General features: G+C 74.4%; 19 protein-coding genes. 2 read left to right on the top strand and 17 right to left on the bottom strand.

Annotation, left to right across the window (positions count from 1 at the left end):
* The 9 genes from ACN261_RS19765 to ACN261_RS19725 all read right to left on the bottom strand — a co-directional run bounded on the left by ACN261_RS19765 (nucleotide 1) and on the right by ACN261_RS19725 (nucleotide 11,907).
* A complete protein-coding gene (locus tag ACN261_RS19765; protein ID WP_425851481.1) occupies nucleotides 1-810 on the bottom strand; it encodes a shikimate dehydrogenase in 810 nt (269 codons plus the stop codon).
* Nucleotides 807-2,042, bottom strand: coding sequence for an endolytic transglycosylase MltG (gene mltG / locus ACN261_RS19760; protein ID WP_421481206.1), 1,236 nt, complete (start codon nucleotides 2,040-2,042; stop codon nucleotides 807-809). Before mltG ends, ACN261_RS19765 begins: the two co-directional genes overlap by 4 nt.
* The gene (ruvX, locus tag ACN261_RS19755) at nucleotides 2,039-2,500 is read right to left on the bottom strand and encodes a Holliday junction resolvase RuvX (RefSeq protein ID WP_421481205.1); all 462 of its coding nucleotides are present in this window, start codon (nucleotides 2,498-2,500) and stop codon (nucleotides 2,039-2,041) included. Before ruvX ends, mltG begins: the two co-directional genes overlap by 4 nt.
* Before the next feature lie 72 nt (nucleotides 2,501-2,572).
* Nucleotides 2,573-5,251: an alanine--tRNA ligase gene (alaS, locus tag ACN261_RS19750; RefSeq protein WP_421481204.1), complete on the bottom strand. Its 2,679-nt coding sequence runs from the start codon at nucleotides 5,249-5,251 to the stop codon at nucleotides 2,573-2,575.
* Nucleotides 5,248-5,553 carry a hypothetical protein gene (locus ACN261_RS19745; protein ID WP_204927608.1) on the bottom strand — a complete coding sequence of 102 codons (306 nt, stop codon included), beginning with the start codon at nucleotides 5,551-5,553 and terminating at the stop codon, nucleotides 5,248-5,250. Before ACN261_RS19745 ends, alaS begins: the two co-directional genes overlap by 4 nt.
* 33 nt (nucleotides 5,554-5,586) lie before the next feature.
* On the bottom strand, nucleotides 5,587-6,048 hold the full coding sequence (locus ACN261_RS19740; protein WP_088647310.1) for a DUF948 domain-containing protein: 462 nt from the start codon (nucleotides 6,046-6,048) through the stop codon (nucleotides 5,587-5,589).
* A 148-nt stretch (nucleotides 6,049-6,196) separates the two neighbouring features.
* Nucleotides 6,197-6,796, bottom strand: coding sequence for a hypothetical protein (locus ACN261_RS19735; protein WP_421486775.1), 600 nt, complete (start codon nucleotides 6,794-6,796; stop codon nucleotides 6,197-6,199).
* A 3,323-nt stretch (nucleotides 6,797-10,119) separates the two neighbouring features.
* The gene (locus ACN261_RS19730; protein ID WP_425851478.1) at nucleotides 10,120-11,619 is read right to left on the bottom strand and encodes a replication-associated recombination protein A; all 1,500 of its coding nucleotides are present in this window, start codon (nucleotides 11,617-11,619) and stop codon (nucleotides 10,120-10,122) included.
* 75 nt (nucleotides 11,620-11,694) lie between these two features.
* The gene (locus ACN261_RS19725) at nucleotides 11,695-11,907 is read right to left on the bottom strand and encodes a hypothetical protein (protein WP_067307861.1); all 213 of its coding nucleotides are present in this window, start codon (nucleotides 11,905-11,907) and stop codon (nucleotides 11,695-11,697) included.
* 129 nt (nucleotides 11,908-12,036) lie between these two features.
* On the opposite strand from ACN261_RS19725, the gene ACN261_RS19720 reads away from it, so the two are divergent.
* A complete protein-coding gene (locus tag ACN261_RS19720; RefSeq protein ID WP_425851475.1) occupies nucleotides 12,037-12,780 on the top strand; it encodes a GNAT family N-acetyltransferase in 744 nt (247 codons plus the stop codon).
* Here the strand turns inward: ACN261_RS19720 and ACN261_RS19715 are convergent.
* The 8 genes from ACN261_RS19715 to ACN261_RS19680 form a co-directional block, all read right to left on the bottom strand.
* On the bottom strand, nucleotides 12,751-14,154 hold the full coding sequence (locus ACN261_RS19715; protein WP_425851473.1) for an MFS transporter: 1,404 nt from the start codon (nucleotides 14,152-14,154) through the stop codon (nucleotides 12,751-12,753). The genes ACN261_RS19720 and ACN261_RS19715 overlap by 30 nt on opposite strands.
* Nucleotides 14,151-14,756 (bottom strand): ArsR/SmtB family transcription factor, encoded by a 606-nt coding sequence (locus tag ACN261_RS19710; protein ID WP_421481200.1) that lies wholly within the window; start codon nucleotides 14,754-14,756, stop codon nucleotides 14,151-14,153. The genes ACN261_RS19715 and ACN261_RS19710 overlap by 4 nt, the downstream gene beginning before the upstream one ends.
* A 170-nt stretch (nucleotides 14,757-14,926) precedes the next feature.
* Nucleotides 14,927-15,739, bottom strand: coding sequence for an SDR family oxidoreductase (locus ACN261_RS19705; protein WP_425851471.1), 813 nt, complete (start codon nucleotides 15,737-15,739; stop codon nucleotides 14,927-14,929).
* A 125-nt stretch (nucleotides 15,740-15,864) separates the two neighbouring features.
* Entirely contained in the window at nucleotides 15,865-17,670 is a 1,806-nt protein-coding gene (gene aspS / locus ACN261_RS19700) for an aspartate--tRNA ligase (protein WP_421481199.1), read from the bottom strand.
* 163 nt (nucleotides 17,671-17,833) lie between these two features.
* Entirely contained in the window at nucleotides 17,834-18,886 is a 1,053-nt protein-coding gene (locus ACN261_RS19695) for a S1 family peptidase (RefSeq protein WP_421481198.1), read from the bottom strand.
* A 959-nt stretch (nucleotides 18,887-19,845) separates the two neighbouring features.
* A complete protein-coding gene (locus ACN261_RS19690) occupies nucleotides 19,846-20,781 on the bottom strand; it encodes an acyl-ACP desaturase (RefSeq protein ID WP_357930721.1) in 936 nt (311 codons plus the stop codon).
* Between the two features lie 73 nt (nucleotides 20,782-20,854).
* Nucleotides 20,855-22,177: a histidine--tRNA ligase gene (gene hisS / locus ACN261_RS19685; protein ID WP_421481197.1), complete on the bottom strand. Its 1,323-nt coding sequence runs from the start codon at nucleotides 22,175-22,177 to the stop codon at nucleotides 20,855-20,857.
* A gap of 70 nt (nucleotides 22,178-22,247) precedes the next feature.
* Nucleotides 22,248-22,967 (bottom strand): MBL fold metallo-hydrolase, encoded by a 720-nt coding sequence (locus tag ACN261_RS19680; protein WP_421481196.1) that lies wholly within the window; start codon nucleotides 22,965-22,967, stop codon nucleotides 22,248-22,250.
* 260 nt (nucleotides 22,968-23,227) lie between these two features.
* On the opposite strand from ACN261_RS19680, the gene ACN261_RS19675 reads away from it, so the two are divergent.
* The gene (locus ACN261_RS19675; protein ID WP_421481195.1) at nucleotides 23,228-24,112 is read left to right on the top strand and encodes a peptidylprolyl isomerase; all 885 of its coding nucleotides are present in this window, start codon (nucleotides 23,228-23,230) and stop codon (nucleotides 24,110-24,112) included.
* The last annotated feature ends 27 nt before the right edge of the window (nucleotides 24,113-24,139 follow it).

Raw genomic sequence — 24,139 nt, 5'->3', positions numbered from 1 at the left:
TCAGCCGCGGGCCGCCGCCAACGCCGCCCGCATCGCGTCCACCGGTGCCGGCACCCCGGTGAACTGGGAGAACTGGCCGACGGCCTGGGCCAGCAGCAGATCCAGCCCGGAGACCACCCGCCGGCCGGCGGCCTGCGCCGAGGCCGCCAGCGGGGTCGGCCACGGGTCGTACAGGGCGTCGAAGAGCACCGTGGACGGTCCCCAGTCGACCCCGGTCGCGACCGGGTCGGCCACCCCCTTGGGCACGGTGGAGACGACCAGGTCGGCGCGGGTGTGCGCGGCGGCGTCGGACCAGGCGGCCGGCACCAGCTCCACCCCGACCGCCGACGCCACCGGCCGCAACTGCGCCACCGCCTCCGCGCGCCGGGCCACCACGGTCACCTCGGTCGCGCCGAGCCGGGCGGCGGCGGCCAGGGCGGCACGGGCGGTGCCGCCGGCGCCGAGCACCGTCACCGTGGCACCGGGGCGTACCCCGGCCCCGGTCAGCACGTCCACCATGCCGGTGACGTCGGTGTTGTCGGCGTACCACGAGCCGTCGGGACGACGGACCAGCGTGTTGGCCGCGCCGACGGCGGCGGCGACCGGCGACGCGGTGGCGGCCACCGCGAGCGCCGCCTCCTTGCCCGGCATCGTCACCGACAGCCCGGCCCACTCCGGGCCCAGGCCGGTGACCAGTGCCGGCAGCTCCTGCGCCCCGCACTCGATCCGGGTGTACGACCAGCCGTCGAGCCCGGCGGCGACGTAACCCGCGTTGTGGATCACCGGGGAGAGGGAGTGCGCGATCGGCTTGCCGAGCACCGCCGCCCTCACCGGCAGTTCTCGCCGCTCAGCACGCCGTTGGTGCACATCTTGCGTTGCAGCTCGCGGAAGTCGGCGTCGGTGGTGCCGTAGCCCATGGTGCCCTTCTTGTCGATGGTCATGAAGTAGACCCAGGTGCCGTTGGGCGGGCTCATCGCCCCCTTGAGGGCGTCCTCGCCGGGGTTGCTGATCGGGGTGATGGTCAGGCCGTCCGCGCCGTGCGTCCGGTACGGGTTCCTCGGGTCGTTCAGCTCGGACTGCTTGAGGATGTCGGAATCCTTCGGGTTCTTGCCCTGCAACCGCAGCCAGTAGTTGATCGCGCTGTCGATCTCCAGGCACTTGCAGTGGTAGCGGTCGGTGTAGACCCGGTTGTAGATCACCCGGGCCACCTTCGGCATGTCCTCGTGGTTGACCGACTCGGCCTGCGCGATCGACGCGGTGATCAACGCCTCGTACGGCGAGATGCCCCGGTCGGCCTCGACCGTCTCGACGAACTTCATCTCCCCGGTCACGTCGAGGAACTTGTCCACCATCAGCGACAGGATCTGCGGGGCGGTCGCCTTCGGCGGCAGCTCGTAGGTGGCCGGGAAGAGGAAGCCCTCCAGGCTGCGCGGCCCCTTCTTGCCGTCCTTGCGGTTGAACCAGAACTCCGGCACGCCCAACTTGACCGGGTCCTTCGCGGCGGCCTTGAACTCGGCGACCGGAATCTTGGTCTCCTTGGCCAGCAGGTCGTAGATGGCCAGCGTGATCATGCCCTCGGGAATGGTGACCCCGTTGACCACCCGGCTCTTCGGGTCCAGCAGCAGGGCGAGCGCGTCGGTGGCGCGCATCTCCTTCTTGACCTTGTACCGGCCGACCTGGATGTTCTTGCTGAGCGCGTTGTCGTCGGCCGCTTCGACGAAGGCCTTGGTGCTCTTGACCACACCGGCGTCGTAGAGGGAGTTGCCGATGTCCGTGGCGGTGTCGCCCTGCTTGACGTCGACCAGCGCCTCACCGGTGCCCGGCCCGTCGAAGTCCGGGGTGATGAAGTGGTTACGGATCCGGTCGAAGCCGTAGAAGGCCCCGCCGCCGATGCCACCCAGCAGCACCAGGGCCATGAACAGGGCGAAGATGGTCTTTCCGAGCCCGCCGCCCGACTTGCGGCCACCCGACGTGCCGTTACGCCGGTTGACGAAGCCGCGCCGGTGCCGGCCCTTCTCCCCCCTCTCCTGCTCGTCGAACCCGAGGTCCAGATCGTCGATCATTCCGTCCGCCTCCGCTGCGCTTCCAGCCAGCTCTGCAGGATCTCGACCGCGGCGGCCTGATCCACCACCGCACGTTGGCGCTTTCCCCGGACGCCACGCTCGGCAAGCCTACGAGACGCGACGACAGTTGACATCCTCTCGTCGGTGAGGGTCACCGGAACCGGGGCGATCACCTCGGTCAACCGGCCCGCGTACGCCAACACGTGCTGGGCGGCCGGGCCGTGCCGACCGGCCAGGTTGACCGGCAGGCCGACGACGACCTCGACGGCCTCGTGCTCGACGACCAGCTGCTTGAGCTGGGCGAGATCGCTGGGCACCGCGTCCGGTCCGGTGGTCAGGTCCCGGGCCAGGGTGACCAGCGGAGTGGCCAGGATGCCGTGCGGGTCGGACCGGGCCACCCCCACCCGGACCTGCCCCACGTCGACGCCCAACCGGACCCCACGGGACGACTCACTCACGGATGGTCACCCTCCCCGGTGACGAGCCAGGGCGGACCAGCTCGGGTCCGCCCTGGCTCGGGTGCTGTTCCGTCACGCGTCGGCGATCGCCTTCTCGACCGTGAGCAGCAGGTTCGGCGCCTCGGCGGCGGGCAGGCCACCGCCCTGCGCCACGTCCGGGCTGCCGCCGCCACGCCCGGAGAAGGCTGCCTTGACCAGGTCGTTCGCCGCCAGGCCACGCCCACGGGCCGCCGCGTTCACGGCCACCACCAGGGATGCCTTGCCGTTCGATCGGGCCGCCACCGCCACCACGGCCGGCCGCGCCGGATCGATCTTGCCGCGGATCTCCTGGGCCAGGGTCCGCACGTCGTTGCCGGCCGCGCCCTCCGGCGCCTCGGTGCCGACGTACGCCACCCCCCGGACGTCCTTCGCCTGCCCGGCCAGCGCCGCCGCCCCGCCCAGCACCAGCTGGGCGCGGAGCTTCTCCAGCTCCTTCTCGGCGTCACGCAGCTGGGTGACGGTCTGCTCCACCCGGTCGGCGACCTGCTCACCGGGCACCCGGAACAGCTCCGCCAGCCGGGACACCAGCAGGTGCTCGCGGGCCAGGAAGCCGAACGCGTCCATCCCGACCAGCGCCTCGATCCGGCGGACCCCGGAACCGACCGACGCCTCGGAGAGGATCTTCACCAGGCCGAGCTGGGCCGACCGGGCCACGTGGGTGCCGCCGCACAGCTCCCGGGCGTAGTCGCCGACCTCGACGACCCGGACCCGCTCGCCGTACTTCTCGCCGAACAGCGCCATCGCGCCGATCCGCCGCGCCTCCTGCTGGGTGGTGATGAAGGCGTTGACCTCCAGATCCGCCAGCAGCACCTCGTTGACCTGCTGCTCCACGTCGTGCAGCACGCTCGGCGACACCCCGGTCGGGGTGTTGAAGTCGAAGCGCAGCCGGCCCGGCGCGTTCAACGAACCCGCCTGGGTCGCCGACTCACCGAGGAAGTTCCGCATCGTCTGGTGCACCAGGTGGGTCGCCGTGTGCGACCGGGAGATCGCCCGGCGGCGGGTCACGTCGATCTCGGCGTAACCGGTCTCGCCGGCCCGCACCTCGCCCCGGACCACCTTCGCCCGGTGCACGATCAGCCCCGGCACCGGCTGCTGCACGTCGAAGACCTCGACCTGGCCGGCACCGACCGTGATCAGCCCCTGGTCGGGCTGCTGACCGCCGCCCTCGGCATAGAACGGGGTGGTGTCGAGCACCAGCTCGACCGTCTCCCCCTCGACCGCCGCGCCCACCGTCGCGCCACCGCGCAGCAGCGCCCGCACCCGGGACTCCCGCTGCAACTCGGTGTAGCCGGTGAACTCCACCTCCCCGCCGTCGTCGCGCACCGACCGGTACGCCGACACGTCGGTGTGCCCCGTCTTGCGGGCCTGCGCGTCGGCCTTCGCCCGGCTGCGCTGGTCGGCCATCAGCCGACGGAAGCCCTCCGCGTCGACCTGCAGGCCCTGCTCGGCCGCGATCTCCAGGGTCAGGTCGATCGGGAAGCCGTACGTGTCGTGCAGCTGGAACGCCTTCTCCCCCGACAGCGCCGGCTTCCCCGCCGACCGGGTTTCCGCGATCGCCGTGTCCAGGATCGTCGTGCCCGCCCGCAGCGTGGACAGGAACGCGTCCTCCTCGGCGTAGGCGTACTGGGAGATCCGGTCGAACTCCTGCGAAAGCTCCGGGTACGACGGGGACATGCAGTCCCGGGCCACCGGCAGCAGCTCCGGCAACGCCCGATCCTGCCAGCCCAGCAACCGCACCGCCCGGATCGCCCGCCGCATGATCCGGCGCAGCACGTAGCCGCGCCCCTCGTTGCTCGGGGTCACCCCGTCGCCGATCAGCATCAGCGCGGTCCGCACGTGGTCGGCGACCACCCGCAGCCGTACGTCGTCCGGGTGCGACTCGCTCGCCACGTGCCCGGAGTGCGCGCCGTACCGCTTGCCGGTCAGCTCCGCCGCCCGGTCCAGGATCGGCCGCACCTCGTCGATCTCGTAGAGGTTGTCGACGCCCTGCAGGATCGAGGCCATCCGCTCCAGGCCCATGCCGGTGTCGATGTTCTGCGCCGGCAGGTCGCCCAGGATCGGGAAGTCCTCCTTCCCGCTGCCCGGACCCCGCTCGTACTGCATGAAGACCAGATTCCAGAACTCCATGTAGCGGTCCTCGTCGACCGCCGGGCCGCCCTCGCGGCCGTACTCCGGACCCCGGTCGTAGAACAGCTCCGAGCACGGGCCGCACGGGCCGGGAATGCCCATCGACCAGAAGTTGTCCGCCTTGCCCCGGCGCACGATCCGCTCGGCCGGCACCCCCACCGAGCGCCAGATCTCGAACGCCTCGTCGTCGTCGAGGTAGACCGTCGGCCAGACCCGCTCCCCGTCCAGCCCGTAACCGCCCTCGGCGACCGGCTTGGTGACCAGGTCCCAGGCCAGCGGGATCGCCCCGGCCTTGAAGTAGTCACCGAAGGAGAAGTTGCCGTTCATCTGGAAGAACGTGCCGTGCCGGCTGGTCTTGCCGACCTCGTCGATGTCCGGCGTGCGCAGGCACTTCTGCACGCTCACCGCCCGCCGGTACGCCGGGGTCTGCTGCCCCAGGAAGTACGGGACGAACTGCACCATGCCGGCGTTGACGAACAGCAGGTTCGGATCGCTGATGGCGGGCAGCGGAGCGGACGGCACCACGGTGTGCCCGTTCGCCTCGAAGTGGGCGAGGTACCGCCGCTTGATCTCCGCCGTCTTCATCGCTGGGGTTCCTCCGGAAAGATCTCTCGGTCACCGATGCGCGGGTCCTCCCGCAGCTCGGCGAACTGGTCGTCGAACGCCTCACCGCGGGCGAACGCCTCGTGGATCTCCTGCTCGCGCTCGGCCATCCCGATCCGTACGTCCTCCACGAAGTTACGCAGCGACTCGACCAGACCGCCAGCGGATTCGGACAGCCCACTGGCGATGCCCGCCGGGGTGTACGCCTGGGCCGTCCGGGTGGCCTTGCGGACCACCACCACGCCCACGGCCAGCCCGATACCGAGCCAGAAAAGTCGCCTCATGTCCCTATCCTCCTGTGCGCCGCCGGCCCGGGGTCAGCGGTTGCCGCGCCGGGCGGCCCGACGCTGCTGCTTGATGGTGTCGCGCACCTCACGCTCGGTCTCCGCGGTCCGCCGCGCCGACGCGGCCCGGCGGACGCCGTACCCGAAGGCCGCCACCTTCACCAGCGGGTTCGCCGCGGCGGCCGAGACGACGGTGGCCAGGTTCGCCACGTTGGCGGTGACGTTCTGCGCGTGGCTCGTCATCGTGTCGACCTTGGCGAGCTGGAGGTTCACCCCGTCGAGGGAGGTCTGCACCTGCTCCAGGGCGACGTTGACGTTCTTCACCGTGGTGTTCACGTCCCCCAGCAGCGGAGCGGTCTGCTCGTTGAGGTCGTTGATCATCCGGGTCGTCGCGTCCACGGTGTGCCGCAGCCGCAGGATCGGCACCGCCAGCACGAGCACCAGCATCAGGAACGCGCCGGCCGCGATCAGCGCAGCGATCTGTCCACCATCCACGCAAGTCCTCCTCAAGCAGGGTTCCGGGGCCCGACGCCCCGGAACACGCGACCCGGATCCCCGCCGTCGCGGCGTGACCCCGCACGGGGTCATCGGGAGCAGGCGGGCCTGCCAGCCCCAGACCCTACCGTCCGTGATGGAAACCGGCTCAGGATGGTGAGCGTGTCAGATCGCCGAGCGGATCATCGGTAATCGTCGGGAACGGGTCCTCACCGGTCAGTGACGGGTCGGTGCTCGGCTGTGGCCGGGTCCGCTCGTCGTCGATCGCGTTACGGACCTTCACCGAGACCAACGAGCCGGTGCACTCCCCCGCCGCGGGGGGGACCGGGGTGGCCGGCGGCACCGCCGGGTCACCGCTCGCCTGTGGTGCCGCGCAGGTCGGCTCCCGCACCCACAGGTCGAGGGTCAACTCGTCGCGCCGCCAGCAGGTGTAGCTGCCCTTGGCCGGCTGCTCCGGGCAGCGGGTGACCTCCCACCGCCGCCAGCCCTCCGTCCGCAGGGCCTGCTCGTAGACCCGGGCGGTCTCCTCCGGTGCCCGGTCGGACTCCACGGTGCGCTCCCGCAGCCGGCAGTCCTGCAGGCACCAGCGGCTGCCGCTGACGTTGTCCACCGTCTTCGCCGTCGCCCAGCCGGGCACACCCAACTCGTCGAGGGTGTCGAAGACCGGGTCCCGGCTCAACGTCCGCATCGCGAAATAGAGCGGGAGCGCCCCGAGGAGCACCACGCTGACCAGCACCAGGACTCCCAGCCGCAGCCGACGCCGCTCCCCCGACCGGCGTCGCGGCTCGGTGCCGGTCGGCGCGTCGGAGCCGACGCCGGACGCGTCGCCCCCGCTGGCGGGGCGCAACGACCCACCGGCCGGACCGTCGGCATCGGACCGAGCCTCCTGCGGGGAGGTCACCCGGGCCACACCCGGCCCGTCGACCCGGCCGGCGGCGGGTGGCACGGCGGCGGAACCCGCCGCCTCCGCCCGGTCGGCGGGACGCACCGGCGGAGCCGCCCGACCGACGGACTCCTCCGGCCGTACGCCCGGCGCGGTGGCCCGGGCCACCGCCGCCGCCGCGACGACCCCGCCCGCACCGGCGGGCCGGGGGGTGGCATCGGCAGCGGGTCCGGGCCGCCGGTCCCCCTCCGGTCCCGCCACCCGACGCGGGTCGTCGGCGGGTACGGGCGGACGCGCGGTGCCGGTGGCGGGGCCGCCCGGACGCGCGGTGCCGGTGGCCGGACCGGCCGGGCCGTCCACCCGCGCGGTACCGGCGGCCGGGCCGGCCGGACGTGCCACCCCGGTGGCCGGACGCGCGGTACCGGTGGCCGGGGTGTCCGGACGTGCCACCCCGGTGGCCGGACGGGCGGTGCCGGTGGCCGGGGTGTCCGGGCGGGCGGTGCCGCGCGACGGTGCGCCGGGGCGCGGGGCCCGGGGATCGGGCTCGCCGAGCCGCGGGCCGCCCGGGCCCGGGACATCGGGGCCGGGGGCGCCACCGGCGGGCCCGGTCGGGTGGGGGGCGTTCGGGACCGGGACACCGACCCGGGGAGCGCCGGAGGTGGGTGCCGCGACGGCCGCGTCCGGACCGGTGGCACCGGCCGGGCGGGCCACCGGTGGGGACGCCGCCGCACGCGGGCCGTCGGCGACCGGCGCGACGCCGGGCACCGGCACGGCCGCAGTGGCACCGGTCCGGGGCCCGCCGGACGGGGTGCCCCGGACGCCGGGGAAGCCGGGGCCGTCAGGACCGCCGGGGCCGTGGGCGCGCGGGCCACCCGGCACCGGCGCGCTGCCGGGCACCGGAGCCGGGCCACCGGCCCGGGGGTCGGGGACCGCCCCGGCGGCACCGGGACGCGGACCCCGGGTCGGCTCCGGTGACGGACCGGGACCGGCGTGGGTGCCCCGGGCGGGACGTTCGGGCCCCTGCGGCCCCCGGCCGGGGGCCGCCTCGGGCGGGCTCGGCCGGGCCGTCGCCCGGGTCGGGCCGGGCTGGTCGGGCCGGTCGGTCGGTCGGGTCGGGCCGGGCTGGTCGGGCCAGGACGGCCCGGCGGGGACGCCGGTCGTCTCCGGGCCACCCCGACGGGTCGGGGCGGCCGGGGTGGCCGCCGCCGACGGGTCCGGCCGGCCGGGCGGCGGGGTCGACCGGTTCAGCACCCGCAGGGCGGGGTCGGTGTGCGAGGTGCGCCCGGCCTGGCGCAGCCAGTCGGCCGGGCGCTCCGGCCGCTCGCCTCGGGGTCGGTCGCCCGGCACCGGCGGGACCGTCGGCTGGCCGGCCGTCCCGCCCTCGTCGGACCGGCTCCGCCGGCCCGGTGCCTCGTCGGTGTCCGGACGGGCCCGGGAACCGGGGGCGTCGGTGCCGACCGGGTGCCGCCATCCGCCCGACGGCTCCTCGTCGTCGGGGCGGGCCCGACGACCCGCGGGTGCGTCGCCGGCCGGCTCGGGGCGGTGCACGGCCGGCTCGGGGCGGTGCACGGCCGGCTCGGGGCGGTGCACGGCCGGCTCGGGGCGGTGCACGGCCGGCTCGTCGTCGGGGCGGGCCCGTCGGCCGGGCGGTGCGGCGACGTCGGTGGGCGGGCGGCGACGCCCGTTGTCGTCCCGGGCGGCCGCACCGGGCCGACCCGCGACGGAGGGGGCGGCCGGCGCACCCGGCGCGGCGTCCGGCAGCGGTGGCGCGTTGCCGCTCAGCGGCACCAGCGGCTGGTCCGGCTCGGCCGCGCGTCGGCGGCCACCCCGCTCGGCGGCCGGCCGGTCCGCGGGCTCCCGGCCCGCGCCGGTCGCCGCGACGGCGGGCCGGCCCGGTGCACCGGGTGCGGTCGTCTCGGGACGCGGGCCCACCGGTGCCACGGCGGCGGCCCGTGGGCCACCGACCGACGGGTCCGGCAGCAGTCCGGCACCGGCCGGGGCACCCGCCCCGGCCCGGGGGGCACCGCCCGGGTCGACGCCGACGGAGGCGGAACCCTGGCCGGACCTGGCCGGCTCGACCGGTACCGCCGCCCGGCGACCTCTCGGCCGGTCGTCCGGCACCGTCCGGCGGCTGCGCAGGGACGGCTCGGCGGGGGCCGCGACGCCGGGCCGGTTCTCGGGGACCGCCCGGCCGGCCGGTGGCCCGGCTGCCGGGCCACCGGGGGTCGCGACGCCGGGGGCCGTACCGCCGGGGCCGGCCCAACCGACCGGAGGTGCCTGAACCGGCGGAGGTGACTGACCGGGCGGGGGCGCCTGACCCGACGGGGACGCCTGACCGGGCGGGGGCACCGCCCGGCCGGGCCCGGTGCCGGGGACCGACGCACGGCCGGGGGCCGGGACGGCGGCCCGGACCGGGCCGTTACCACCGGTGGTGGGGTCGGGGCGGGACGCCTCCTCGGGCCGCTGCGGGGCCGGCCGGCCGGGCGGTGCCGGGTCCGGCCACGGCCCCGCGCCCGAACGAGGACGCTGCTCGGAGGTCGCGGGCCGGCCCGGCCCACGGACCGGTGGGGCAGCCGGGGCGGCGGGGTGCGGCGGCGGCCCGTCGGAGTGGGCGACCGACCGACCGGGCCGGGCCGGATCGCCCCCGGCCGGCACCGGGCCCGGCCGGGTCAGCCCGGCCGGTGGCGGCTCGGCCGGGCCGCCGGCCTGCGGCGGACGGGCGACACCGGGGGCCGTCGGCTCCCGGCGCGGGCCCGGTTGACCGGGGAACGGGGCTGCCGGGGGCCCGGACTGCGGCCGGACGCCCGGCGGTGCCGGCTCCGGCCCGGTCCCGGCAGGTGTCGGGTGCGGTCGGGGGTCCGGCTGCGCGGGCCGGGGGGCGGCGGGGTCGGGGCGGAGCACCGGCTGACCGACGCGCGGCGCGACCGGCCCGGGCTGCGGCGCGACCGGCCCTCGGCCGACGGGCGGCGCGGCCGGGCCACGCACGGGCGGAACCGGGCCGCCGTCCGGGCCGAGTTCGGTGCGCTGCTGTTTCGCCGTACGCAGGTCGTCGATCCAGCCGAAATCCTCGCCGGCCGGCTCGGGCGGGGTCTCGTCGCCGCCCCGCCCCCGACCCCACCGACGTCCCTTGGCGCGAGGTTCACGCCGCTCGTCGGGACCGTCCTGCGGTTGCTCCCCACCTCGCGATGTCACTGCCGAACCTCCCCGGCGGCGTCGCCGCCGTCCTCGTCCGCCCCACCGGCGTGCCCCGTGCCCGACGGGTGCCGGCCGTTGACCACCGGCACCGGACCGTCGGGGCGCGCCGCCGGGGCGGACAGCCCCCGGACGATCCGGCGCAGCAGGGGCAGCCGGGCGGCCACCGACCGCTCGGCCCCGTGCCCGCTGGGCCGGTAGTAGTCGGTCCCGACGAGATCGTCGGGAGCGTACTGCTGGGTGACCACCCCGCGCTGGTCGTCGTGCGGGTAGCGGTAACCCGTGCCGTGCCCGAGCCCCCGGGCGCCGGCGTAGTGCGCGTCGCGCAGCCCACGCGGCACCGCGCCGCCCCGGCCGGCCCGCACGTCGGCCATCGCCGCGCCGAGGGCGGTGGTCGCCGAGTTGGACTTCGGCGCGGTCGCCAGGTGGATCACCGCCTGGGCCAGGTTGAGCTGGGCCTCGGGCAGGCCGACGTACTCCACCGCGTGTGCGGCGGCGGTCGCCACGCTCAGCGCCGACGGGTCGGCCATGCCGACGTCCTCGCTGGCGAAGATGACCAGACGCCGGGCGACGAACCGGGCGTCCTCCCCGGCGACCAGCATCCGGGCCAGCCAGTGCAGCGCGGCGTCGACGTCCGAGCCGCGCATGCTCTTGATGAAGGCGCTGGTCACGTCGTAGTGGGCGTCGCCGTCGCGGTCGTAGCGCACGGCCGCCACGTCCACCGCCTGCTCGGTGGTGGCCAGGTCGATCCGGTCGACGCCGAGCGCGGTCGCCGAGGCCGCCGCCGCCTCCAGCGCGGTCAACGCCTTGCGGACGTCGCCGCCGGCCAGGCGTACCAGGTGGTCCTCGGCATCGGCGGCCAGGGTGAGCGTGCCGGCGAGGCCGCGCGGGTCGGTCACCGCGCGGCGCAGCAACGCGCGCACGGCGTCGTCGTCGAGCGGCTGGAGGGTGAGCAGCACGCACCGGGACAGCAGCGGCGAGATGACGGAGAAGTACGGGTTCTCGGTGGTCGCCGCGAGCAGGGTGACCGTGCGGTCCTCGACGGCGGCGAGCAGCGAATCCTGCTGGGTCTTGCTGAACCGGTGCACCTCGTCGATGAAGAGCACGGTCTGCGGGCCGCCGGAGCGGCGCTGGCGGCGGGCGGTCTCGATGACGGCCCGGACGTCCTTGACCCCGGCGGTCAGCGCCGACATGGCCACGAACCGGCGGTCGGTGGCCCGGGCCACCAGGTGGGCGATGGTGGTCTTGCCGCTGCCCGGCGGGCCCCAGAGGATGACCGACAGCGCCGCGCCGCCGCCGACGAGCTGCCGCAGCGGGGCCCCGGGGGCGAGGAGGTGCTCCTGGCCGACCAACTCGTCGATGCTCGCGGGTCGCATCCGCACCGGCAGCGGGGCGTCCTGCCCGACGGAGGCGAAGTCGTCGACGCCGACGGAGCCCGCGGGGGCGCTGGGCGCCGCGGCGGGTGCACCGAGGGAGAAGAGGGCGTCGGAATCCATCAGGAAGACAGTACCGGGCGCGGCCCACGACGCCGGAATCGCGCCGTGGGCCGCGCCCGTTCTGATCTGTTGCGGTCAGCCGCGGCCCGGCCGACGGCCCCGGTACCACCGGCCGCCGCCACCGCCGCGCGGGCCGCTGCCGACGCCGGCCAGGTAGAGCGAGAGCAGCAGCAGGCCGATCAGGACCAGGGTGTTCCAGTTGAACAGGTCGGGGGCACCGAAGTTGGTGTTGAGCAGGTCCAGCAGGAGCGCGAAGCCGAACACGACGGCCGCGAGGATGGCGAGCATGGTTATGTCCTCCGGTAGGGGGTCCCAGTAGGTCGGCCCGGATGTACCCAAACGGTCGACTCGTCAATCTCCATCGTGGAGATCGGCGTCGCCGAGGCGTCCCGCCCGGCCGGGTTCTAGGCTGCTTGCATGATCGACACCGACCGGGAACTCGCCGGCCGGGCGGCCGTCCTCGCCGCCACCGACCACCACCCGTTCGTCCGGCACGCGCTGCGGCTCGACGACGCGCCCCGCGCCTGGGCCCGCGACGGCGCGGTGGCCTGGGTGCTCCCGACGGCGGGCAACGACCGGGCCGGCGGCGTGGTCGGCCCGGTCGACGCGGCGGTGGGGCTGGTCGCGGCGCTGGTCGCCGACGGGGTCGTCCGCCCGGGGCAGTACCTGCAGCTACCCCGGGCCGACCGGGAGCTGCTGGTCGACCGGTTCGCGGCGACCCGGGTCGACGACTGGGATTTCCTCTGGACCACCGCCGCCCCGCCCCGGCAAGCCGGGCAGGAGCGGGTGGTCAGCCTCGGTCGGGCGGACCACCCGGCGCTGGCGGCGCTGATCGACGACGCCTTCCCCACCTCCTCGTCACGCCCGCAGGACCCGACGGTCACCGGCTGGTACGGCATCTGGGACGCCGACCGCCTGGTCGCCTGCGGTGCGGACCGCAGTCGCGGCGACATCGGCTTCCTCGCCGGGCTCACCGTGGCCCGTGACCGGCGGGGACGGGGGCTGGGCGCGGCGCTGACCGCCGGGATGACCCGGGCCCTGCTCGCCCGGTACGACCACGTCGCGCTCGGCGTCTACGCCGACAACCTGGCCGCGCTGCGGCTCTATCGTCGGCTCGGCTTCACCGGCACGCTACGGCGCAGCTCGGTGTGGCTCGGCTGAGGCCGCCGCGCCGACCGGTGGGACGGCCCCGGCCGGTTCGGCACCGGCTGCGGGCCCGACCGGTTCGGCCCCGACCGGTTCGGCCCCGGTTCCGGCCGGATCGGTCGCCGGCCCGGCTCCTTCGGGCGTGGCCGGGGTGGCCCGGCGGCCGGCCCACCAGGCGGGCAGGTAGAGCGGGGCGGCCGCCGCCAGCGCGACCGCGCCGACCACCATCGCGGTGCCGACCCCGGAACGGTCGGCCAGGGCGGTGAGCAGCACCGCGCCGAGGGCGAACCCCGGTTGTCCCATCATCGAGTTCAGCGAGATGACGCTGGTCCGGTAGGGCCCGTCGACCTGCCGGTGCAGCAGCCCCAGGTGCAGTGGGTTGGATGCGCCGTGCACGGCGTAGCAGGCCAGGTAGGCGACCAGCACCCCGGCGGGCCCGGCGAGCAGCCCCATGCCGAGCACGGTGACGCCCTGCAGGATCCGCAGCAGCCCGGCGGCGGGGGCGGCGCCGAGCCAGCGCAGCAGCAGCGGGGTGGCCGCCGCGCCGGCCGCCGAGACCAGCCAGGCCGCCGAGTTCGCCGGGCCGAGCATGGCCGCCGCCCGCTCGGGGTCGCCGACCACGTCGGCGAGCCGGATCGGCAGCAGCGACTCGAAGGTGACCATGCCGAAGCCCCAGAACAGCTCCACCGACACCAGGGCCAGCAGCACCCGGGAGCGGCGTAGCAGGCCGACGGCCTGCCCGACCATCCGGGGCGCCGCCACGACCGAGGCACGCAGCGCGCCGGCACCCCGGGCGGGGCCGGTCTCGACCAGCAGGATCAGCAGGACGACCAGGGCGACGGCCTGGAGGGCGGCGGCGACCAGCACCGGCACGGTCAGGGCGCTCACCGGCCCGACCGGTCCGAGCGCGATGAGGCCGCCGGCGAGCAGCGCGCCACCGGCGATGGTGATGCCCGCGACGGTGCCGGCGAAGCCGAGGCCGGGCTCGTAGTCGGCGTCGCGGTCGGCGGCCAGGGTGGACTCGACGTACCAGGAGTCGAGCGGGCCGCTGTCGAGTGCCCGGTAGACCCCCTGCAGGGCCCAGACCAGGAAGAACAGCGCGAACGAGTCCGCCACCGCGAAGAGCCCGAGCGACAGCAGGCTCACCGCCCAGGCGGTGACCAGGACCACCCGGCTGCCGAGCGCGTCGGCCAGGCCACCGGTGGGCAGTTCCAGCGCCAGCACGACCAGGCCCTGGGCGGTGGAGACCAGGCCGATCTGGGACAGCGTCAGGCCGCGTTCCTGCATCAGCAGGATCATCACCGGGATGGTCAGGCCGGTGGGCAGCCACCGCAGGCCGTAGAGGGTCAGGTAGCGCAACCGGACCTGGCGTACGGTCAGCGCGCTCATCGGGGCCCCTCCGGCAGCGGGTAGGCGGCCAGGAACACCTGCACCGGGCGGGCCTGCGGATCGGCGGGCGCGTGTTCCGCCTCGTGGTGGTACCGCTCCAGCACCTGCCACACCTCCGCCGTGAGCGCCTCGAGCCGGTCCGGTGCGACGGTCAGGAAGATGTCGCTCATGCCGATCGCGTCCCGCCACGCGGGGGTCGCCTCGTGCTGGGTGGCGAACCAGCGTTCGGCGTGCTCGACGAGCAGGCGCACCTGGTCACCCTGGATCCACTCGATCGCGGCCCGCGCGTCGGGGTCGTCGTCGAAGTCGGTCGGCTCCCAGTTGGTGACCTCGTGGGCCGCCTGCCACCAGCGCTGCCGGCCGGTCCCCCGGTCGTGGTCTTCGGTGACCAGCCCGACCTCGGCGAGCTGCCGCAGGTGGTAGCTGGTGGCACCGGTGTTGGTGCCGAGCACTTCCGCCAGGGTGGTGGCGGTGGCGGGCCCCTGCACCCGCAGTGCGCCGAGCAGCCGCATCCGCAGCGGGTGCGCCAGCACCCGTACCTGCCGCTTGTCGATCCGCACCTCACGCGGCGCGGGTCGGGGGGTGGGTCCGTCGTTCGCCATAACCGCACAATACCTGTGCACAGTTTATGTGCACAACTCTTGTGCACATAAACTGTGCGTCAGCGGGTCTGCGGCGGGTCGGAGGGCCGGCCGGGCGTGGGGCCGGCCGGGTGTGGGGCCGGCCGGGTGTGGGGCCGGCCGGGACATCGGGTTGGGCAGGGTGGGCGGGGTCAGCCGGCGAGGAGTTCGGCGACGCCGCGCAGTCGGGTCCGGAGCAGACCGGCCGCGCGGGACGAGTCCAGGCGTACCTGCGTCGGGCGGACCAACCCCGACGACCGCCCGGTGGCGGTCGTCATCCCACCCGGGTCGAGCCCGTCCCGCCGGGCCACCAGCAACCCCAGTTCCGCCCGGCTGACCGCGTCGGGGCCGGCGACGTTGAGCAGCCCGGCGTACGACGACGTGGCCAGCTCCAGCACGGCGCGGGCCAGGTCGGTCACGTCGATCGGGCAGCGCAGCTCGTCGGTGAACAGGACGGCCCGCCCGGCGAGCGCCTCCCGGCAGAGTCGGATCTGCTTGCTGCCCTCCCCCACGATCAGTGAGGTACGCACCAGCACGGCGGACGGGTCGATCGCCCGGACCGCGGTCTCCGCCGCCGCCTTCGCCGCACCGTAGACGTGGATCGGGCTGGGCGGCTCGTCGTCGCCGTAGGGTTCGGGACGTCCACCGTGCAGCGCGTCGCTGGACAGGTGCACCAGCCGCGCCCCCACCTCGGCCGCCGCGTACGCGACGTGCGCCGCCCCGTCGGCGGTGACCGTCCAGTCGTCGGCACGGTACGCGGTCCCGACGACGACGTCCGGGCCCACCTCGGCGACCAGTCGGCGCACCGCGTCCCGATCGGTCACGTCCAGGCGGCGTGTCCCGACGCCCGGCACGGCCACCCGGCCGCCGTGGCAGGTCCCCACCACCGACCACCCGGCAGCGACCCCCCGCCGGCACACCTCACGCCCGAGAAACCCGCTCCCTCCCACCACGAGCATCCGCATCCCACCACTCTCCCGTAACGATCAAGAGGTTTGCGTCACCTCGCCGCGCGATGATGACGCAAACCTCTTGATCAACGATGCCGGGTGGGCCCGGCCGGACGGGACCGGGCTCCGGGTGGGGTGGGTCAGACCGGGTCGGCGACCGGGGCGGCCGGGCCGGCGGTGCCGGTGGACGCGGTGGCGGTGGGCTTGGGCTTGGCGTCGATGCCGGCCTCGGCGCGCTGCTGCCCGGTGATCGGGGTCGGGGCACCGGTCAGCGGGTCGAAGCCGCCCCGGGTCTTCGGGAAGGCGATCACCTCGCGGATCGAGTCGGCCCCGGCCAGCAGCATGCAGACCCGGTCCCAGCCGAACGCGATGCCGCCGTGCGGCGGGGCGCCGTACTTGAACGCCTCCAGCAGGAAGCCGAACTTGTCCTGCGCCTCGGCGGGGGTGATGCCGAGCAGGTCGAAGACCCGCTGCTGCACGTCGCCCCGGTGAATACGGATCGAGCCGCCGCCGATCTCGTTGCCGTTGCAGACGATGTCGTACGCGTACGCCAGCGCCCGGTCCGGGGCCTGCTCGAACCGGTCGACCCAGTCGGCGTTCGGCGAGGTGAACGGGTGGTGCACGGCCGTCCAGCCGCCCTCGTCCGTGCGTTCGAACATCGGCGCGTCGACCACCCAGCAGAACGCCCAGGCGCTCTCGTCGACCAGCTTGGCCCGCTTGGCGATCTCGATCCGGGCCGCGCCGAGCAGTTCCTGCGCCTCCCGGGTGTTGGTGCTGGCGGCGAAGAAGACCGCGTCGCCCGGCTTGGCCCCGACCGCGTCGGCCAGCCCGCCCAGGTGCTCGGCGGAGAGGTTCTTGGCCACCGGGCCGCGTGCCTCGCCGGTCTCGGCGTCCAGCACCACGTACGCCAGGCCCCGCGCGCCGCGCGCCTTGGCCCAGTCCTGCCAGCCGTCGAGTTCCTTGCGGGTCTGCGCCGCCCCACCCGGCATGACCACCGCGCCGACGTAGCCGCCCGCGTCGATCGCGCCGGCGAACACCCGGAAGGCGGTGCCGCGCAGGTAGTCGGTCAGCTCGGTCAGCTCCAGGCCGTAGCGCAGGTCGGGCTTGTCGGAGCCGTACCGGGCCATCGCGTCGTGCCAGGTGATCCGGGGGATCGGCCGGGAGATCTCGTGACCGGCCAGGTCCTTCCAGAGCGCCGCGACGATCGCCTCGCCGAGGTCGATCACGTCGTCCTCGGTGACGAAGGACATCTCGATGTCGAGCTGGGTGAACTCCGGCTGCCGGTCGGCCCGGAAGTCCTCGTCGCGGTAGCAGCGGGCGATCTGGTAGTACCGCTCCATGCCGCCGACCATCAGGAGCTGCTTGAACAGCTGCGGCGACTGCGGCAGGGCGTACCAGCTGCCGGGCTGGAGCCGGACGGGGACCAGGAAGTCGCGGGCGCCCTCGGGGGTGGACCGGGTCAGCGTCGGGGTCTCGATCTCCAGGAAGTCCCGCTCGTGCAGCACGGTGCGGGCGAGCTGGTTGGCCCGCGAGCGCAGCCGCATCGCCTTCGCCGGGCCGCTGCGGCGCAGGTCCAGGTAGCGGTAGCGCAGCCGGATGTCGTCGCCGGCCTCGACCTGGTCGTCCACCGGCAGCGGCAGCGGCGCGGCCTCGGAGAGCACCTCCAGCGCGCTGGCGGTCACCTCGATCTCGCCGGTGGGCAGCTCCGGGTTCTCGTTGCCCTCGGGGCGGCGGGTCACCTCGCCGGTGACCTTGACGCAGAACTCGTTGCGCAGCGCGTGCGCGTCCTCCTCGCGGAACACCACCTGGACCACGCCGGAGCCGTCGCGCAGGTCGACGAAGATGACACCGCCGTGGTCGCGCCGGCGGGCGACCCACCCGGCGAGCGTCACCGTGGTGCCGGCGTCCGTCGCGCGCAGGCTGCCGGCGTCATGGGTACGGATCACGACTTGCGTCTCCTCATCTGCGGTACGGCTGTTCCCCCGCATTGTGTCAGCCGCCCGGTCCGCCCGGTTGCGGGGTGAGCAAGGCCGGCCCGCCCACCGGACGCGCGGAACGGGCCGCCGGTGTCCCGACGGCCCGCTCCCGGGTTGGATCAACCGAGGTGGATCAGATGATGCTGACGCCGTAGACGCTCAGCGGCTCGGTGACCGGCTGGAAGTAGGTGGTGCCACCGCGGGTGCAGTTGCCACTGCCGCCGGAGGTGAGGCCGACCGCACTGCTGCCGCTGAACAGCGAACCGCCGCTGTCGCCCGGCTCGGCGCAGACGTTGGTCCGGATCAGGCCGGAGACCGAGCCCTCGGCGTAGTTCACCGTGGCGTTGATGGCGGTCACCGAGCCGCTCTTGAGGCCGGTGGTGCTGCCGGAGCGCTGCACGCTCTGGCCGACGTACGCGTTGGCGGCACCGGTGACGTCCCGGAAGCTGCCGTTGTAGAGGGACACGTTGCCGGTCGCGTTGGCGGCGTTGCTGTGCCGGACGATGCCGTAGTCGTTGCCCGGGAAGCTGGTGCCGGTACGGGTGCCGAGCACGCTGGTCTGGCCGGAGTTCGAGTACCAGGTCGAGCCGATGTTGGTGCAGTGCCCGGCGGTCAGGAAGAAGGTCTGACCGGCGCTGTTGCGGACGTTGAAGCCGAGCGAGCAGCGCCCGCCGCCGGTGTAGATCGCCTGGCCACCGGAGATCTTGGTGCTGAGCACCCCGGCCTCGGCCTCGACCCGGACGGTGCCACCGGTGCGCGCGGCGGCGGCCTTGACCCGCTCCAGCTTGGCGCCGGTGACGGTGCTGTCGACCGACACGACGACCTGGTTGGTGGCGGCGTCGGTCCACCACGCGGTGCCGGGGATCTTGGCCGACCGCTCCAGCTCGGCGGTGGCGGAGCGGAGCTGCGCCGCGCCCCGGGTGACCAGCTTCGGGACCGCACCGGCGGCGCGGACCTGCTTGGCGGCGGCGGTGTCGGTGACGGTGACGACCATCTTGCCGGCGGCGTCGGCGTAGGTGCCGGCGGCGCGGTCACCGAGACGCTCGGCCAGGCTGGCGGCGGCGTCGGGGGATGCGGGCGAGGCGGGGGCCGCCTGGGCGGGGGCACCCATGAGCGCGCCGGTGACCAGGGTCCCGGCCATGGCGACGGCGGCGGCGTGTCGGAGTGAGGACCTCGTGGGTCGCATGCAACAACCTCCGGAAGGGGGTGACGGGCGGCGTCACGGGGACGCACCCGGGGACAACCCGGCCGACCTGGGGAAACCGGCCGAGTGACTGAAGTATTCACATATTTAAGATCGTTATCAAGACATGCGTTTGCCCGGATTCACCCCACCAGCGGTTATGACGGTCAGGCAACATCGTGGACACATCCATGTCAGACCCTCGCCGACCCGCCCCCGCCCCCACGAACGGCCGGGCCCGAAGCGGCCACCGCCGAGGGCCCCGAGCGGCCACCGCCGACGGCCCGACGCGCCCGGTCCCGACCCCCGCCGCACCCGGTCCCGCAGGCACCGCAGCCGCCCCCGTCGACGCACCGACCGACCTCCGCACCGTCCGGGACCCGGTGGACACCGGAGCGGTCCGACCGCGGCCGGGACGGCACGTCACGACCGGGCCGCCGACCAGGACGTCTCGTGCCGGCAGGCCCGATGGCGGCGGAGAACGGCAGCACTCGACACCCGTCACCGGGAGTGATCATCAGTCGACCCCCTCACCCGACGGTCCACCCATTTGCTCTGCTGCCCCCACCGCGACAGCTACACCAGGTAGCTACGCATGAGAAGACCAGCGAACCACACGCCGCAAGGAAGGGCAGTTCAGGCCGGTGTCGCTTCGAGAGCAGCAGAGCAAAGCGCGGAAGGGCAGGACCATGAGGGAGGAGGCTTAGTGACGGAGCGTCACACCCGTCGACCCATCACCGAAAGTCACCCACTCCGAGGGACGGACGGGGCATCCGGGGTGACGCACGACGTCGACACAACCCCGGGCGACGCGCCGGGGCCGGAAGAGCCGTCCCCACCCGTGCGGCACGCCGACGCGCCCGCCGCACGGCACACCCGACGCGTCCCCCGCAGGGGGCGGCGACGTGGGCGCACCTGCGGGCAGGCACGGGTGCGATGAAACCGCCGGAGGGGACGTCAGGTCAGGCGCGGGCGGCCAGCTTGGCGGCCCGGGCGTCGCGCTTCTCCTCGAACCGGGACGCGGCCTGCTCCAGGCCGTCCAGGTGGGCGGCGATCCGGTCACGGGCGGCCTCACCCTCGGCGCCCAGGCCGGCGACGTTGAACACGTCCCACTGGCGCAGCACCGGGGCGACCACGTCGTCGCGGTGCTGACGCAGGTCGTAGATGCCGGCCAGGGCGATCGTCACCGACTTGCGGGTGAAGCCCTCGATACCGACGCCGGGCATCTGGAAGTCCTCCAGCACCTCGGCGATCGCCCGCATCGTCTGGTCGGGGGCCACCTCCAGGGCCGCCCCGAGCAGGTTGCGGTAGAAGACCATGTGCAGGTTCTCGTCGGCCGCGACCCGGCTCAGCAGCGCCTCGCAGACCGGGTCCCCGGTGATCCGGCCGGTGTTGCGGTGCGAGATCCGGGTGGCCAACTCCTGGAACGACACGTACGCCAGCGAGCGCAGCATCGACGAGTCGTGCGAGTTGGTGTAACCGGCGGTCATGTGCACCATGCGGGCCCGCTCCAGGGCGACCGGGTCGACCGCCCGGGTCACCGTCAGGTAGTCCCGGATGGCGGTGCCGTGCCGGCCCTCCTCGGCCGTCCACCGACCCACCCAGGTCCCCCACGCCCCGTCCGGTCCGAACAGGCTGGCGATCTGGTGATGGTACGAGGGCAGGTTGTCCTCGGTGAGCAGGTTGACGATCAGCGCCGTACGGGCCACCTCGGGCAGGGTCGAGTCCCCCTCCGACCACGCCTCGCCGCCGAGCGGGCCGTCGAAGGTGCGCCCCTCGCTCCACGGCACGTACTCGTGCGGGAACCACTCCTTGGCCATCGACAGGTGACGGTCGAGGTTCTTGGCGACCACGGGTTCGAGTTCGTGCAGCAGCGCGGTCTGGCTCAGCTCGGTCACAGGGCCCCTCCCTACGGTGGCGTAACTTACGCCACCGTAGGTCCCCGTCGGCGTACGCGCCAGTAACTGAGACTCAGCCGACCAGCGGCTTCAGATCGGCGTGGGGCGGCGTCCACTCGGCCGGTACGGCGTCCACCTGCTCGCCCGAACGGATGTCCTTCACCTGGTGACCCTCGGCACCCGGGAACCACACGTACGGGATGCCGCGCCGCTCGGCGTAGCGGATCTGCTTGCCGAACTTCGCCGCACTCGGCGACACCTCCGTCGGCACGCCCCGCGAGCGCAGCGCCTCCGCCACGGCGTTGCTGGCCGCCCGCTCCTCCTCCGCCGCGACGGCCACCAGCACGCAGGTCGGCACGCTGCGCGAGATCGACAGCGCCTCGGCACCGAACAGCAGCCCGAGCAGCCGGGTCACCCCGATCGAGATCCCCACCCCCGGGTACGACACGCTCCCGGCGCTGGCCAGGTTGTCGTACCGGCCGCCGGAGCAGATCGAACCGAACCGCTCGTAGCCGACCAGCTGGGTCTCGTAGACCGTGCCGGTGTAGTAGTCCAGGCCCCGGGCGATCCGCAGGTCGGCGACGCACAGCCCCGGCGCGTGCGCGGCGGCCGTCTCCACCACCGCGACCAGTTCGGCGACACCCTCGTCGAGCAGCGGATCGCGCACCCCGAGGGCGTGCACCGCGTCGGCGAAGGACGCGTCCGGCGCGGAGATCCCGGCCAGCGCCAGGCAGGCGTCGGCCTGCGCCGCGCTCGCCCCCGCCGTCTCGGCCAGCAGGTCGGCCACCTTCGCCGGGCCGATCTTGTCGAGCTTGTCGACCGCGCGCAGCGCCGCCTCCGGGTCGGTCAGCCCGATGCCCCGGTAGAAACCCTCACAGATCTTGCGGTTGTTGACCTGGATCAGCACCGGCGGGACGGGCAGCGACCGCAGCGCGTCCCCGATCACCAGCGGCATCTCGGCCTCGTAGTGCGCCGGCAGGGTGTCCCGGTCGACGATGTCGATGTCGGCCTGGAGGAACTCCCGGTAGCGCCCCTCCTGCGGGCGCTCGCCCCGCCACACCTTCTGGATCTGGTAGCGGCGGAACGGGAACTGGAGCTTGCCGGCGTTCTCCAGGACGTAGCGGGCGAACGGCACGGTCAGGTCGAAGTGCAGCCCGAGCGCGTCGTCACCGGCCGGGCCGTCCGCGTCGGCCTGCAACCGGCGCAGCAGGTAGACCTCCTTCGAGGTCTCCCCCTTACGCAGCAACTGGTCCAGCGGCTCCACCGACCGGGTCTCCAGCGGGGCGAACCCGTACAGCTCGAAGGTGTGCCGGATCCGGTCGAGGACGAACTGCTCGATCATCCGCTGCGAGGTGGTCCACTCCGGGAAACCGGAGATGGGCGTGGGCTTGCTCATGACGTACTCCTTGCGGGTCCGCGCCGGGCGCGGTGGGATCGACAGGTCCGCGTGCGGCGCGGAGGAACGACTAGAGGCCCCGGGTGGGGGCGGCCGGATGTGCGCCGTCCGGGTCGGCCAGGTCGGCGAGGTACGGGTTACGTGCCCGCTCCCGGCCGATGGTGGTCGCCGGGCCGTGGCCGGGCAGCACCACGGTGTCGTCGGCGAGTGGGAGGACCTTCTCCCGCAAGCTGGTCAGCATCCGGGGCATGCTGCCGCCCGGCAGGTCGGTGCGGCCGATCGAGCCGGCGAACAGCACGTCACCGGAGAGGCAGACCTGGTCGGCCTCCCAGGGCGAGCCGGCACCGGGCAGCCGGAACAGCACCGACCCGCCGGTATGGCCGGGCGCGTGGTCGACGGTGATCTCCAGGCCGGCCAGCGCCAGCGTCGCCCCGTCGGTCAGCTCCGCGACGTCGTCGGGCTCGGAGTACGGCAGGCGGCCGCCGAACAGCCCGGCGAGGTCCATCGACAGCGCCTTGGTCGGGTCGGCCAGCAGCTCCCGGTCCTCCGGGTGCACGTACGCGGGGATGCCGCGTGCGCCGCAGACCGGCGCGACGGAGAAGGTGTGGTCGAGGTGGCCGTGGGTGAGCAGCACGGCGGCCGGGTGCAGGCGGTGCTCGGCGAGCACGGCGTCGAGCCGGTCGAGCACCCCGATGCCGGGGTCGACCACCACGCACTGCTCCCCCGGCGCGGTCGCCACCACGTAGCAGTTGGTGCCGAAGGCGTCCGCGGGAAAGCCGGCCACGAGCACGTCCGCTCCCCTTCCGTCTCAGTCGTCCGTCTCCTGGGCAGCCTAGTCGCCGACGCGATCCGATATCCGCGCCCACCCGTACCACGGGCCCCGTACGGCACAGTGACGCACTTTGATAAACCCAGGCCGGCCCTCGTACACCACTTTCACAGCAGGTACCCGTACACTCTGGCGGGCGTGTGGCGTGGCGCACCTGCGGGCACGGCGGGCGCGCACGGCCCGACCGCCGGTGACGACCAGGGTAGAGGAGGGGAGCACGGGTGGCTTCCAGCAGGGACCGGCAGCGCAAGCTCGCGCGGGAGAAGCTCGACCGGCAGTTGGCCCGGCGGGCCGCCGCCGCCCGACGGCGTCGGCAGATCCAGGCCGGGGTCGGTGCGGCAGTGGTGCTGGTGCTGATCGTGGCCGGTGCGGCGTGGGGGCTGGGTGCCTTCGACAGCGACCCCGAGCCGAAGGCCGCCGAGGACGTCTGCCTCTGGACGCCGCAGGACGCCGCCGCCAACACCAACCTCAAGGACGTCGGCACCCCGGCCACCAAGGATCTGCCCACCACCGGGGTACGCACGATGACCATCGACACCGACCAGGGCGGCCCGATCACCGCCGAACTGGATCTCGCCGGGGCCCCCTGCGCCGGGGCGAGCATCGCCCACCTGGCCGGCACGTCGTTCTACGACAACACCAAGTGCCACGAGATCACCACCGAGGGCGCGCTGCGCTGCGGCGACCCGAGCGGCACCGGCCTGGGCGGCCCCAGCTACTCGTTCTACAACGAGAACGTGCCGACCGCACCCGAGGCGAGCCCCTCGGCCAGCCCGCAGCCCGGGCAGCCGCCGACGTACCCCAAGGGCACGGTCGCGATGATCGGCAACCCGCCGGGCGCCAACGGCAGCCAGTTCCTGCTCTTCTTCAAGGACTCCAGCCCGGCCCAGCCCGCGTACCCGATCATCGGCCGGATCACCGGCGGCCTCGACGTGGTCGAGAAGATCGGCGCCCTGCCGACCGTGGACAACGGGGCGGGCGCCAAGGTCAAGCCGAAGACCGACGTGGTGATCCGCAAGCTCACCGTCGGCGAGGCGCAGGCCGCCCCGGCACCGGCGACCGGCTCCCCGGCCGCGTCCCCGGCGGCCAGCCCGAGCGCCGGCTGAGCCGGCCCACAACCCGTACCTGCGGCC

Origin of the sequence: Micromonospora sp. WMMD723, assembly GCF_049863385.1 — a bacterium.
GTDB lineage: Bacteria > Actinomycetota > Actinomycetes > Mycobacteriales > Micromonosporaceae > Micromonospora > Micromonospora wenchangensis.
This window is presented reverse-complemented; position numbering and strand designations above follow the sequence as displayed.

Bases quoted from the DNA above. Each gene is read 5' to 3' on its own strand.
- mltG (WP_421481206.1), bottom strand. From the start codon at position 2,042: ATGATCGACGATCTGGACCTCGGGTTCGACGAGCAGGAGAGGGGGGAG.
- alaS (WP_421481204.1), bottom strand. From the start codon at position 5,251: ATGAAGACGGCGGAGATCAAGCGGCGGTACCTCGCCCACTTCGAGGCG.
- ACN261_RS19745 (WP_204927608.1), bottom strand. From the start codon at position 5,553: ATGAGGCGACTTTTCTGGCTCGGTATCGGGCTGGCCGTGGGCGTGGTG.
- ACN261_RS19730 (WP_425851478.1), bottom strand. From the start codon at position 11,619: ATGGATTCCGACGCCCTCTTCTCCCTCGGTGCACCCGCCGCGGCGCCC.
- ACN261_RS19725 (WP_067307861.1), bottom strand. From the start codon at position 11,907: ATGCTCGCCATCCTCGCGGCCGTCGTGTTCGGCTTCGCGCTCCTGCTG.
- ACN261_RS19720 (WP_425851475.1), top strand. From the start codon at position 12,037: ATGATCGACACCGACCGGGAACTCGCCGGCCGGGCGGCCGTCCTCGCC.
- ACN261_RS19715 (WP_425851473.1), bottom strand. From the start codon at position 14,154: ATGAGCGCGCTGACCGTACGCCAGGTCCGGTTGCGCTACCTGACCCTC.
- ACN261_RS19710 (WP_421481200.1), bottom strand. From the start codon at position 14,756: ATGGCGAACGACGGACCCACCCCCCGACCCGCGCCGCGTGAGGTGCGG.
- ACN261_RS19705 (WP_425851471.1), bottom strand. From the start codon at position 15,739: ATGCGGATGCTCGTGGTGGGAGGGAGCGGGTTTCTCGGGCGTGAGGTG.
- ACN261_RS19695 (WP_421481198.1), bottom strand. From the start codon at position 18,886: ATGCGACCCACGAGGTCCTCACTCCGACACGCCGCCGCCGTCGCCATG.
- hisS (WP_421481197.1), bottom strand. From the start codon at position 22,177: ATGAGCAAGCCCACGCCCATCTCCGGTTTCCCGGAGTGGACCACCTCG.